The sequence below is a fragment of the Vibrio sp. JCM 18905 genome (assembly GCF_055393305.1).
Genome location: NZ_AP043879.1, coordinates 852,646 through 864,719, shown reverse-complemented (window position 1 = coordinate 864,719; position 12,074 = coordinate 852,646). Strand labels below are relative to the sequence as shown.

Here is a 12,074-nt window from a genome sequence, read left to right as displayed (position 1 = left end):
GTGTGAAAAGTTTAAGCGCACAATAATTGACCTTAATTATAAGGCATTGAATTATATAAATATAAACGTTTGCTTATTTTTATTGTTTCTATATGGAAAAGATGTTTCTAGTTCTGGAAAAATTTTTGTGAATTGAATCACCTTATGTGCCGTTCAATAACGTCATTGATCCTGTTATTTAGGAATAGATATGTAAGGCGCTAGACGTTGATCCCAATGACACGGGTTACCGATCTTCTGTTTGATGAAGTTAATCACTGCGGATATTTTTTTGGGCATATGTTGGCGGCTTGGATACACCGCATAAAACGGCATCGACTGGCTTGCTTTCCAGTCCGGTAACAACTGTATTAACTTACCCGTTCTAAACTCATCACCCAGTAAGTAAGTGGCAAGGTAGGCAATGCCCCAACCCGCAATAGCGGCATCCCGAACGGCTTCTGCCAGATCCACTGAATAGTTGCCCGAAACTTTTACGTTCAACTCCTGCTGATCTTTAGTAAATGCCCACCCCGTATAGTCACGCTCCCAGCTTCTGTATATAAGACAGTTGTGAGAAGACAAGTCATCCGGCTCTGTTGGCGTATCATGCTTCAATAAGTAATCTGGTGATGCCGCTACAACAAACTGGCAATCCGTCAAACGCTGCGCAATGTAGCCTTCAGGCAAATGCTCGTTGTTAGTCACCCATAAATCGAGCCCTTCGGCTAACATATCGACTTTATAGTCAAACAAATGCACCTCCACTTGAAGTTGAGGATACAGTTCGCGTAACTCTTGAATCGCTGGGATAATGTGCAAGGTACCGAATGATTGCGACAAACCAAGACGCACTAAGCCTGCCACTTCATCCCGCTGGGTTTCCATCTCTAATGTAGCACTGCTCACCGCTTGTACTACTTGCTCACAGTGATGAAAAAAGGTTTTTCCTGCCTCAGTCGGCGTAAAGCTTCGCGTAGTGCGTTGAACAAGCTTGATACCAAGAGACGCTTCTAGCTGGCTCAACTGCTTACTCACATGAGACACCGACACGCCTAAGCTCTTTGCAGCAGCCGTGAAACTTTTATGTTTAAGAAGAGCGGAGAAGATCACCATTTGTGCAGCACGTTCAGATAACACGCTTTACCTCGATTTGATTATAGGAAAAACAAAGGACTCCGAAGAGCCCTCATATTGAATACTGGATGCCAAGTGATTATTTGATAACAGCTCAGTATTTAATTCGGTCAGCCAAGTGACTCACGGCGAGTGCGAAGTAGTAAGAGCGGTTCCACTTCATCAGTACGTTGTAGTTATTGTAAACCAGATACGTACGACCATTTTCGTCGTCCGGCATGATCAACCATGCTTTGATGTCTTCATCCAGTTTTGGCAACGGACTACCGTCGTATTTTGTGATGCCAAGTTTGCTCCACTCCTGAAGGTATTTACCTTTTTCAGCCGTGCGCCCTTCTAAGCTGCGATCAATGCCTTTAGGAACTTTCACTTGGCGACCCCAAGTGTATTTGTCATCCCAGCCGGACTTGCTCAAATAGTTAGCGGTTGATGCAAATACGTCGGCTTCAGATTGCCAAATGTCTTTTTTACCATCCCCGTTGCCGTCAGCGGCAAAACGTAGGAAAGAGCTTGGCATAAATTGACACTGTCCCATCGCACCAGCCCAAGAACCTTTAAAATTATCTAGCTCGATATGGCCTTGATCGAGGATCTGCAATGCCGACATGGTCTCTTTACGGAAAAACTCTTCACGACGACCTTCAAATGCCATTGTCGACAACGCGTCAATCACTTTGAAGTTACCCGTAAATTTACCAAAGTTACTTTCTACACCCCACAGCGCCACGATAAAGCGAGGCTGCACACCGTACTCATCGCCTATACGCTTTAGCTCGGTGTAATGCTCTTTATAGAGTTGTCTTGCTTGCTTCACCTTCCATTCAGGCACCGCGCGAGGAATGTATTCATCCAACGTCAGTTTCTTCTCTGGCTGGTTTCGGTCCGCTTTTACTGCTCGAGGCTTGTACTCAACATTCGCAAAAGCAGCACTAATGACCTGCTCTGAGATACCTTTATCACGCGCTTCAGCACGCAGCTTATTCAAGTATTCATCGAAACCCTCGCTACTTGCAAAAGCCGAGGTACACACACCAACGCTAAGCATGGTAGCCAGTATTTTTTTCATATTGCCCTCCTTGAGCAAGGCAGAAATCCCAGATGAAAAACGATGACGTTATTCGCCTTTCTGCTGGGCTTTTTGTTCTTTGTACTTTTCTAGTAGGTTCTCCGGCGGAGGCGGAACCTGCAAAAAGAAGCCATCATTTTGCAATGAAGCCTTCACTTTTTCGATATCAACTTGTGCCAATTTACGGCCATCAAGTTTAATCGTCATAACAGCGATAGGCTTACCGAACATCTGCATTAAGGTGTCAGGAACCTGTGAAAAATCATCCTTTTTCGGAATATAGAGATAAGTACCTTCTTTTTTCGAGCTTTTATAAATAGAACAAAGCATGACACGCCTTTTATGCTGATTTAGCCGCGTTGAGTGCGGATTAGGTTGAAAACGTCAAATTCTCGCAAACTTAATAGCAAATTTGAGATTAATTCACCTATTTGCCCACGAGAGAACTTGCTGCGTCAAAGGATGAAATATAACATGACAGACCTAGTTTAAGGCAACGCTCTTTCAATAAAGGCAAGAAGTCCACGATGACCCATTCACCAGACCTTAAAGGTAGCAGTTTTACATTGTCAGTTTTACACCTTTCTGACAATGAGATCGCAAAGACTGTCGAATTTTTGCAAGAAAAAGTTTCTCAAGCACCTTCTTTTTTTGCATCCGCGCCTTTGGTAATCAATATAGCAAAAGTACAAGGCGACATTGATTTCCCTAAGCTTAAACAAGGCATCTCAGATGCTGGTTTTATTCCGGTCGGTGTAACGGGCTGTAAAGACAAGCGTGTACAAAATCTTGCTTCCGAAGCTGGCTTCGCCATTATGTCGGCAAGCAAATCACCAAGCCAGGCGCCAGCCAAAATGGCACCAACGAAAGTAGTTCGCACGCCTGTTCGATCAGGACAACAGATCTACGCGAAAGGTGGTGATTTGGTAGTGTTAGCGCACGTAAGTGCTGGTGCTGAAGTCATCGCTGACGGCTCTATTCATATCCATGGCACACTTCGAGGCCGTGCGATTGCAGGCGCAAGTGGTCAGCAGGAAGCGCGTATTATTTGCCACGATTTACAAGCAGAACTGGTATCCATTGCGGGTGACTACTGGTTAAGCGATCAAATTGAAAGCGAGTACTGGCAAAAGAAAGTAATGATCAGTAAAGCCGATGAGTCATTACATTTAGAAGTTCTCGCGATTTAATCTAAAAAGGAAAAAAAATGGCACGCATTATTGTAGTAACGTCTGGTAAAGGTGGCGTTGGTAAAACCACTTCAAGCGCAGCCATCGCCTCTGGTCTAGCTCTGAAGGGAAAAAAGACCGCGGTGATCGATTTTGATATCGGTTTGCGTAACCTCGACCTAATCATGGGCTGTGAGCGCCGTGTCGTGTATGACTTTGTAAACGTCATTAACGGCGAAGCGACATTAAACCAAGCGCTGATCAAAGATAAGCGCACGGACAACCTATTCATTCTTCCTGCTTCTCAAACTCGTGATAAAGACGCACTGACAAAAGATGGTGTTCAGCGCGTATTCGGCGAACTTGATGAAATGGGCTTTGATTTCATTATTTGTGATTCACCAGCAGGTATCGAACAAGGCGCATTGATGGCCTTGTACTACGCCGATGAAGCCATTGTCACAACGAATCCAGAAGTCTCTTCTGTGCGTGACTCTGACCGCATTCTCGGTATTTTAGATTCTAAGTCCCTGCGCGCAGAACAAGGGCTAGAGCCAGTAAAACAGCACCTGCTACTGACTCGCTACAACCCATCTCGCGTCACTCAAGGCGAAATGCTAAGCGTTGAGGACGTAGAGGAGATCTTACATATTCCACTACTGGGCGTGATTCCAGAAAGCCAAGCCGTGCTTAACGCGTCAAACAAAGGTGTACCGGTTACTTTTGACGATAACACCGATGCGGGCATGGCTTATTCTGACACCGTTGATCGCTTATTAGGCAATCAGGTTGAATTTCGTTTCCTTACTGAGGAGAAGAAAGGACTCTTTAAACGACTCTTTGGAGGCTAGACATGTCATTATTAGAATTTTTCCGCCCACAGAAGAAAACTTCTGCGAATCTAGCTAAAGAGCGTTTGCAAATCATTGTTGCTGAGCGCCGCAGCCAAAATGATCCTGCGCCTTCTTACTTGCCTCAATTGAAAGAGGACATCTTGAAGGTGATCAGTAAGTACGTGGCAATTGATCCAAATATGGTTGACTTAACATTTGAGCACAAAGACGACGATATCTCAGTTCTTGAGCTCAATGTGAAGCTACCAGACGACGAGAAATAAACCACTTTTCCTCACGAGATTGAATGCTCAGATTAGAATGAAAAAGGTTGGCACCGAGGCCAACCTTTTAATCTTTTATTACTTTAATGCTTTGTTCATCTTGTCGCCGAGCAGATCCAAACGCCATCCCTGCATCAAGTCAGGCAACACTTCTGGATCGCGATCTTTTTTCCACACCCAACTGATCAGCTGATTAATCTGCTTTTTAGAAGCAAGGAACTCCGTCGCTAAGCCAGACTTCTGCGACGCCGATTTCACTATGTCTTTCATATTTTTGAAGACTTGTTTGTAACCTGGATAATCCATTAAGCGTTCAATTTTCGCTGGATACTCTTCAGAAGGTGTTTGCTTCGCTTGTTTAACAATAGCGGCAATCTTCGCGCCATGGCGGTTAATCGCTCGGATATCAATATCTTCCGCTTCCATCTTCTTAAAGTTAGTTAAGCCAAGACGAGCGACTGTTAACAGGTCACCTTCTTTGAAGATAAAGTTCAGCGCTAAATCTCGTTTGATTGCTTCACGGTAACGCCACGTCGCTAGAGGCTTTAAAATCGCCAGCTCAGAAGGTTTTAACTGCCAAGCACCTTTAATATCAAGGTAGGCATTCTCTTCATTAGTGACGCGAATGCGTTTTGAAACCAACAAATCACTTTCTTGTTGTACGGCTTCCCACCAACCTGCTTGCGTCACCTTATCGAAAAGCTTTTCGTATAACGGTAGCAAGTAATGCACGTCTGCAGCAGCATAGTCTAATTGCTTTTGTGTCAGTGGACGAGCCATCCAGTCAGTACGTGACTCACTTTTGTCGAGCTCAACACCTAAATATTCTTCCACCAGCGTTGCAAAGCCTGTTGATAGACCGTGGCCAAGAAAGGCCGCCATCAACTGAGTATCTACCATAGGGAACGGCGTACAACCAAATGCATTTTGGAAAACTTCTAAATCTTCACCGCAGGCATGCAGCACTTTTAACACGGAAGTATCTTTTAATAGCGCTACGAACGGCGTCATATCCGTTAATTCGGTCGGATCAATCAGCGAGAGGCGATTACCATCGAAAAGCTGAATCAGACCTAACTGCGGGTAGAAAGTGCGAATACGGACGAATTCGGTATCCAGCATCACTACATCTGCCTCTCGGGCGTGAATGCAAACTTCTTCTAGGTCTTTGTTTTTGGTAATAATTTGATAATTCACATACTTCTCGCTATAAAAAATGCCAGCAAAACGCTGGCATTCTATCATTTTTTAAATCTCTCGACTCGACGAAATCGGCTTATGCGCTTTTCTTCGCGAGTTCAGCGTCGTTCTCCTCACGCAGAACACGACGCAAGATCTTACCGACATTGGTTTTAGGTAAGTCTTCACGGAACTCAACCAACTTAGGTACTTTGTAGCCAGTTAAGTGCTGACGACAATGCGTAATAACTTCATCTTTGGTCAAGCTCGGGTCGCGCTTCACGACGTAGATCTTCACTAATTCACCAGACACTTCGTGCGGTTGACCAATAGCAGCCACTTCAAGGACTTTGCCGTGTAGCGCTACAACGTCTTCGATTTCGTTCGGGTAAACATTAAAGCCTGATACTAAGATCATGTCTTTCTTACGGTCAACGATATGCAGGAAGCCTTCGTCATCGAACTTAACGATGTCGCCGGTTGATAGCCAGCCGTCTTCGTTAATCGTATCTTTCGTTGCTTCAGGTCGTTGCCAGTAACCTTGCATAACCTGAGGACCACGAACTTGAAGTTCACCAGTTTCAGTATTCGCAAGAGCGTTGCCTTCTTCGTCCACGATACGAACTTCTGTTGATGGTACCGGCAGACCAATAGAGCCATTGTATTCAACAAGATCATGCGGATATGCCGCCACCAACGGAGAACATTCTGTTAGACCGTAACCTTCGAGCAAATAGCAACCCGTGGTCTTTTGCCATCTTTCTGCCACTGAGCGCTGCACTGCCATGCCGCCGCCAACGGCTAAACGTAGGTTACTGAAATCCAACTCGTGGAAGTCTTCGTTGTTGATCAAAGCATTAAATAAGGTGTTCACGCCCGTAATCGCAGTAAACGGATGCTTTTGTAGCTCTTTCACGAACCCTGGAATATCTCTAGGGTTGGTAATAAGTAGGTTACGGCCCCCCATTTCGACAAACAGTAAACAGTTTACGGTAAGAGCAAATACGTGATACAGCGGTAACGCTGTCACGACTAACTCGCGCCCCGGAGATAAAACCGGTCCGTACGCGCCTTTTGCCTGTAGAACGTTCGCAATCATGTTGCGGTGAGTCAGAATGGCACCTTTCGCGACGCCTGTCGTCCCCCCCGTATATTGCAGGAATGCAATGTCATCCCCAGACATAAACGGTTTAACGTATTGTAGACGACGACCTTTACGTAGAGCCTGACGCATTGAGATCGCACCAGGTAAATCGTACTTAGGCACCATGCCCTTAACGTACTTCACAACAAAATCGACAATCGTACCTTTCGCTCGTGGCAGCATTTGACCAAGGCTGGTTAACACCACGTGTTTAACTGGTGTTTTATCGACGATTTGTTCTAGCGTGTTCGCAAAGTTAGATACAATCACAATCGTCGTCGCACCTGAGTCATTCAATTGGTGTTCAAGTTCACGAGGAGTGTAAAGTGGGTTAACGTTTACGGCGATACAACCTGCACGCAAAATACCAAACAACGCCACTGGGTATTGCAGTAGGTTTGGCATCATCAGAGCAACACGGTCACCCTTTTGCAGTTTTAACTCGTTTTGCAGATACGCTGCGAATGCGCGACTACGCTCTTCCAATTTACGGAAGGTCATAACCGAGCCCATGTTCATGAATGCTGGTTGGTCTGCATATTTTTGTACAGACTGCTCAAACATTTCTACCAAAGACTCATATTGCTCTGGATTAATGGTTTCAGGTACGTCACTTGGATAACGTGAAAGCCATGGTTTATCCACGATGTTACTCCTCGTTTATAACTGGCTAAAAAATAGCGTCCTTTTTATTTTGAAAGCTATTACAGCACAGCGAACGTGCTTGAGCACGCAACTCTCAAACACTTGTTTAAATTTTGTTAACTACACCAAGAATTCGCGTTGCGACCTCGAGTATTTGCTCTAAATGACAGTGATGACCACCCTTGACAGAAACCACTTGCGGCGGGTTCTCTCCCCAATCAGCTTGGTTAGATGGTAAATTCTGAAATCCTTGATCGCCTAATACGATCAAATGAGGACAACGTATTTGGCTGGTAATCGAGTTAGCATGCGCTTGCGCCATTCGGTAAAGCGACGCACATTTTAACTTGGCGTCATGCCGCCAATACCATTTATCTCCTCGCTGCTCCGTTCCTCGCTCGACTATCGGCAGAAGCTGCTCAGCGGTTAATTGGTTGGCTTGCACGCGTAATTTTAACGCCAGATCGAAGGAGGCAATGGCTCGCTCTGGCTTGTTTTGCTGTCTTATTCGACTTAAAACGCCATCGCGAAGACGAGGCAAACTGTTAGTAGGATCTTCAGTAAGAGGTCCTGCTCCCTCAATTTGCACAAGAGCTTCGACCTGCTCTGGAAACGCAGCACTATAGCAACTTGCGATTAAAGCACCAAGTGAATGCCCTACTAATATCAGTCTGTTTGGCGATAATTCGTCCAACAACTGATATAAATCGGCAATATAGTCGTGAAAGGGGTAATAGTTATCGTGAGATTTATGACTCGATAAACCGTGACCAAAATGATCGATGGCGAGGAGGTGTAAGTGAGGATTAAGTTGGTTCAACTGCTCCATGAGCGCTTTAAAGCTGCCCGCATTATCTAACCACCCATGAAGAAAAACGACTGACAAGTCAGCCGTTTTCTCGTTCCCTATCTCAAGGGCTGCCATTTTGCCGGCAGGAAGCTCGAATTGACGCTCATGCATCGCAGATTATTTGACCTGTTTTATCACTTTACCGTCTTGTGGGAAATCATTACGCCACATGCGGCAGTTAATCGAGTAACATGGGTAAAAGTAGGTTGGCGAGTCATACATGCGTACACGTTCTTCAATTTTCCATAAACGATACCCTTCCCCCTTAATAATCGGGAAGATGTAACCGTGCTCACCGATCTTTCCTTCTTCTTCCCCTGCTCCTTTGCCTACAACCGTCACCAAACGGCCTTCACTAAAGGCGACAGGCTCTAAATAGCCATCAAAATAGGCGACAAAACGTCCCGTAGGCTCTTCATCAATATCCGGTTTACCAGATTTACTGATTGGTAGGTTTACAATCTCTAGACGGGTTTTATCTTTAAAGTTATCCACTTTAGCGATGATTCCACCAAGGCGAACATCTTCACTCACTTGCCCCTGAGACTCAGCAAAAGCTTTATAGTCTGTAACGACCAATTCTGTGCTTGCATTTAGCTCCTCTGGCAACGAGCTACACGCAGACAAACCAACCGTAGCAAATAATGCGAGAAAAAACCGTCCAAAAACCTTCATAAACCACCTTTCAATATTAGTAACCCCAAGCAGGGGAGATCTCACACGTAAATATCGACACCAAGTAATTGAGCCAGTTCCTCTTTTTTAGCTCGATTCATGACATCCATGTACTGCTCCATTGCTTTACGTGCGCTCCCTTCAGGAAGGTCATATTGCACTTGAGCTCGGTGAATTTGGGACTCATCCACGTGCTTTATGGAGTGCGCCACAGCGTTAGCAACCTTTGAAGGCTGACCTACAGGCTGCTTTGTTTGTGATTTATCTACCTGCTTCTTTTTGCTGACTTTATTAGTGCGATTTGCACCGGGAATCAAAGAAGGAGGCAAGCCATTAATCGACGCCATAGCACTCCATAAAAATACAGGGCAAACGCCCTGCTTTTTGTCAGGTTAATGAAAAACGGACTATTCGCGACCAGGAAGTTTTTTCCATGTCACATTATCGCGTAGATAAACTGGGCTAGAATCTTCTACCGGCACAGTATTACCCTTTTTAAATTCTTGTTCAGCAAGAATCACGATGTCTTGTGAATCAGGGTACAGAACGTCACCATGCGTCAAATTAAACGGTAGGTCTGCTAATACTTCTTGGTAGGCATCCCAACCAGTACCTGCTGTCGTCCATGTTTTGTCGTCTGCTTGTGCTTCTTCAGTTAGACGTGCTGGTGGAATAACACACTCTTCATCAATACCAACCCATTCACCATTGTCTTGACGAGAATAGCGCGCCCAATAAACTTCACTCATACGTGCATCAATGGCAACAGCGACATTGGTCACACCATGTAAACGATGGCTACCTTGAGCCATCGCAGCCAGCGTTGAAACGCCGATCATAGGTAAGTCAGCACCGAACGCCAAACCTTGTGCGATACCAATACCGATACGAACGCCAGTAAAGCTACCTGGACCACGTCCAAACGCTAACGCATCTAGCTCTTGTAGAGTCAGGCCAGCTTCTTTAAGTACTTCATCAACCATTGGCAGTACTTTTTTGGTGTGATCGCGTGGTGCAACCGCGCTACGTGAAATCACTTGATCATTAGCCAACAACGCAACTGAACAGTTTTCAGTCGCTGTATCGATAGCAAGAATTTTTGCGCTCATTTAACTCTCTACAACTCTCATTTATTGGGTTATGCCTCAGCACTTGCGTCTGTGACAGATTGTTCTGCTTTCAGGAATGCTTTGATTCCATCTAAGTCTCGCGTTCTTGGGATAGGTGGTAGGCTTCCGAGGAAAATACCACCGTAGTCTCGCGTGACAAGGCGATTATCACAAATGATCAACGCACCGTGATCCTTCTGATCTCGAATTAATCGCCCTACTCCCTGCTTTAACGTAATCACTGCATCCGGGATTTGTACTTCAGCAAATGGTTCACCGCCACGTAATCGACAATCCTCGATACGGGCTTTGAGTAACGGATCGTCAGGGGCGGTAAACGGTAATTTGTCGATAATAACACAGCTCAGCGCATCACCTCTAACATCAATCCCTTCCCAGAAAGCGCCTGTCGCCACGAGTAAAGCGTTACCCAGTTCCATAAACTCCGCCAAGGTTTTCTGCTTACTCATCTCCCCTTGCATTAACACAGGCAGCTCAAGTACTTCTCGGAACTTCTCACCTAGTTCACGCATCATGCTGTGCGAGGTACATAAAAAGAAGCAGCGACCATCGTTTTCTTCAATCACCGGGGCAAGCATTCGGACTAACTTATCCGCTAAGCCGTTACTGTTTGGCTCTGGCAAATACCTTGGCACACAAAGGCGCGCTTGTTTTTGATAATCAAAGGGGGACGGCAGAGAAAATTGCTTTGTAGGCTTGAGGCCAAGGCGCTCAGTAAAGTGCTTGAAGTCGCCCGATACGGCTAGGGTTGCTGACGTGAAAATCCACGCGCCTTGTTTAATCTCTATTTGCTCATGGAACTTGTCCGCGACAGAAAGAGGCGTAATGTGCAGAGCGAAATGACGAGGCGAGGTATCATACCAGTATGAGTAACCAGTAATATCGACATCACATACCCGGTCGATGCGGCCTTTGATCAAATTGGCTCGTTCAAAGGCGGTATCCAGTAATTGACTGCGCCCTAAGGCTATTTTGAGTACATCAATCGCCAATTCGAGGCTATCAGTTAAGCGCAACAATTCTCGCTTAATAGAGCCTGATTGCAACGCCTCACGCCAGTTGCCACGAAAGCCAGGCTCACCCAGTACAATCCGCATGTCCATTGCGCTTTGCATGAGTTTGTCACCCACTTTTTGCAATTGGCGCATGTCTTTTGCTTCGGTGCGATAGGCTATTTCAATGTCTTTGGCAAGATCGTGAATTTGGCGGCTTGAAACTGACTGGCCGAAATATTCGCTCGCAATATCTGGCAACTGATGAGCCTCATCAAAAATAAACACATCGGCTTCTGGAATCAGTTCGCCAAATCCTGTTTCTTTGATCGCTAAGTCAGCAAGAAATAAGTGATGGTTCACCACAACAATGTCGGAATCCATGGCTCGCTTACGCGCTTTCAATACAAAGCAATCGGTGTAGCTCGGACACTCTTTACCTAAACAGTTATCATTGGTTGAAGTGATGGTCGGAATGATCATGCTGTCTTCGGGTAGATCATCACAATCACCAAGGTCACCTGTTTTGGTTTCTGATGACCAAGCACGCACTTTAACCAGTTGAGTTAATAACGTCGGGTCAGATTCATTAGTGTGGCTTTCGACCATTTGGCGGCTCAAACGATCCAAACACAGATAATTAGAACGCCCTTTTAATAACGCCACTTGGCCATAAAAACCAAGCGCATTGACCATAAGCGGTAAGTCCCGATGGTACAACTGCTCTTGCAAGTTTTTCGAGCCTGTACTGATGATCACTTTTTTACCACTCAACAGCGCAGGGACTAGGTATGCGAAGGTCTTACCGGTTCCGGTTCCTGCCTCCACCACCAACTGGGTTTGATCTTTGATCGCACTGCTGACGGCTTCCGCCATATCGATTTGTGGCTGACGAGCTTGAAAGCCCGGAATGGCCTTACCTAATGCGCCATCAGAGGAAAAAGTTTTTGCGATCATGCTTGGTATTGAGTATGAAAAATTATCGAGAGTA

The 12,074-nt window shown here is 45.5% G+C and carries 13 protein-coding genes; 3 read left to right on the top strand and 10 right to left on the bottom strand.

What is annotated here, in order from left to right:
* Nucleotides 1–174: 174 nt before the first annotated feature.
* The 3 genes from ACZ5ZC_RS12260 to ACZ5ZC_RS12250 form a co-directional block, all read right to left on the bottom strand.
* Complete coding sequence (locus ACZ5ZC_RS12260) at nucleotides 175–1,119, bottom strand: LysR family transcriptional regulator (RefSeq protein ID WP_005396032.1); 945 nt, start codon at nucleotides 1,117–1,119, stop codon at nucleotides 175–177.
* Nucleotides 1,120–1,210: 91 nt separating this feature from the next.
* Complete coding sequence (locus ACZ5ZC_RS12255) at nucleotides 1,211–2,182, bottom strand: lytic murein transglycosylase (protein WP_048626139.1); 972 nt, start codon at nucleotides 2,180–2,182, stop codon at nucleotides 1,211–1,213.
* Nucleotides 2,183–2,230: 48 nt separating this feature from the next.
* A complete protein-coding gene (locus ACZ5ZC_RS12250; protein WP_005382303.1) occupies nucleotides 2,231–2,512 on the bottom strand; it encodes a YcgL domain-containing protein in 282 nt (93 codons plus the stop codon).
* 197 nt (nucleotides 2,513–2,709) lie between these two features.
* Between ACZ5ZC_RS12250 and minC the strand changes: the two genes are divergently transcribed.
* The 3 genes from minC to minE are packed head-to-tail and all read left to right on the top strand — an operon-like array spanning nucleotide 2,710 to nucleotide 4,468.
* A complete protein-coding gene (gene minC, locus ACZ5ZC_RS12245; protein WP_464931941.1) occupies nucleotides 2,710–3,372 on the top strand; it encodes a septum site-determining protein MinC in 663 nt (220 codons plus the stop codon).
* A 17-nt stretch (nucleotides 3,373–3,389) separates the two neighbouring features.
* Nucleotides 3,390–4,202: a septum site-determining protein MinD gene (gene minD, locus ACZ5ZC_RS12240; RefSeq protein ID WP_005388331.1), complete on the top strand. Its 813-nt coding sequence runs from the start codon at nucleotides 3,390–3,392 to the stop codon at nucleotides 4,200–4,202.
* A gap of 2 nt (nucleotides 4,203–4,204) precedes the next feature.
* Entirely contained in the window at nucleotides 4,205–4,468 is a 264-nt protein-coding gene (gene minE, locus ACZ5ZC_RS12235; protein WP_005396037.1) for a cell division topological specificity factor MinE, read from the top strand.
* A 78-nt stretch (nucleotides 4,469–4,546) separates the two neighbouring features.
* Here the strand turns inward: minE and rnd are convergent, their stop codons facing one another.
* The 7 genes from rnd to ACZ5ZC_RS12200 form a co-directional block, all read right to left on the bottom strand.
* A complete protein-coding gene (rnd, locus tag ACZ5ZC_RS12230) occupies nucleotides 4,547–5,665 on the bottom strand; it encodes a ribonuclease D (protein WP_054867852.1) in 1,119 nt (372 codons plus the stop codon).
* 79 nt (nucleotides 5,666–5,744) lie between these two features.
* Nucleotides 5,745–7,436: a long-chain-fatty-acid--CoA ligase FadD gene (gene fadD / locus ACZ5ZC_RS12225; RefSeq protein WP_005396044.1), complete on the bottom strand. Its 1,692-nt coding sequence runs from the start codon at nucleotides 7,434–7,436 to the stop codon at nucleotides 5,745–5,747.
* Between the two features lie 106 nt (nucleotides 7,437–7,542).
* On the bottom strand, nucleotides 7,543–8,397 hold the full coding sequence (locus tag ACZ5ZC_RS12220) for an alpha/beta fold hydrolase (protein ID WP_006743344.1): 855 nt from the start codon (nucleotides 8,395–8,397) through the stop codon (nucleotides 7,543–7,545).
* Between the two features lie 6 nt (nucleotides 8,398–8,403).
* Nucleotides 8,404–8,961 (bottom strand): Slp family lipoprotein, encoded by a 558-nt coding sequence (locus ACZ5ZC_RS12215; RefSeq protein ID WP_237283698.1) that lies wholly within the window; start codon nucleotides 8,959–8,961, stop codon nucleotides 8,404–8,406.
* A gap of 41 nt (nucleotides 8,962–9,002) precedes the next feature.
* Nucleotides 9,003–9,308 (bottom strand): hypothetical protein, encoded by a 306-nt coding sequence (locus tag ACZ5ZC_RS12210; RefSeq protein WP_012842040.1) that lies wholly within the window; start codon nucleotides 9,306–9,308, stop codon nucleotides 9,003–9,005.
* Nucleotides 9,309–9,368: 60 nt separating this feature from the next.
* A complete protein-coding gene (gene tsaB, locus ACZ5ZC_RS12205; RefSeq protein ID WP_054867851.1) occupies nucleotides 9,369–10,070 on the bottom strand; it encodes a tRNA (adenosine(37)-N6)-threonylcarbamoyltransferase complex dimerization subunit type 1 TsaB in 702 nt (233 codons plus the stop codon).
* A 29-nt stretch (nucleotides 10,071–10,099) separates the two neighbouring features.
* Nucleotides 10,100–12,040, bottom strand: a complete 1,941-nt coding sequence (locus ACZ5ZC_RS12200; protein WP_005382210.1) for an ATP-dependent DNA helicase — start codon at nucleotides 12,038–12,040, stop codon at nucleotides 10,100–10,102.
* Between the last annotated feature and the right edge of the window lie 34 nt (nucleotides 12,041–12,074).

Excerpts from the sequence above, each read along its gene's own strand:
- ACZ5ZC_RS12255 (WP_048626139.1), bottom strand. The coding sequence starts at position 2,182 with ATGAAAAAAATACTGGCTACCATGCTTAGCGTTGGTGTGTGTACCTCG.
- ACZ5ZC_RS12250 (WP_005382303.1), bottom strand. The coding sequence starts at position 2,512 with ATGCTTTGTTCTATTTATAAAAGCTCGAAAAAAGAAGGTACTTATCTC.
- minC (WP_464931941.1), top strand. The coding sequence starts at position 2,710 with ATGACCCATTCACCAGACCTTAAAGGTAGCAGTTTTACATTGTCAGTT.
- minD (WP_005388331.1), top strand. The coding sequence starts at position 3,390 with ATGGCACGCATTATTGTAGTAACGTCTGGTAAAGGTGGCGTTGGTAAA.
- minE (WP_005396037.1), top strand. The coding sequence starts at position 4,205 with ATGTCATTATTAGAATTTTTCCGCCCACAGAAGAAAACTTCTGCGAAT.
- ACZ5ZC_RS12220 (WP_006743344.1), bottom strand. The coding sequence starts at position 8,397 with ATGCATGAGCGTCAATTCGAGCTTCCTGCCGGCAAAATGGCAGCCCTT.
- ACZ5ZC_RS12215 (WP_237283698.1), bottom strand. The coding sequence starts at position 8,961 with ATGAAGGTTTTTGGACGGTTTTTTCTCGCATTATTTGCTACGGTTGGT.
- ACZ5ZC_RS12210 (WP_012842040.1), bottom strand. The coding sequence starts at position 9,308 with ATGGCGTCGATTAATGGCTTGCCTCCTTCTTTGATTCCCGGTGCAAAT.
- tsaB (WP_054867851.1), bottom strand. The coding sequence starts at position 10,070 with ATGAGCGCAAAAATTCTTGCTATCGATACAGCGACTGAAAACTGTTCA.
- ACZ5ZC_RS12200 (WP_005382210.1), bottom strand. The coding sequence starts at position 12,040 with ATGATCGCAAAAACTTTTTCCTCTGATGGCGCATTAGGTAAGGCCATT.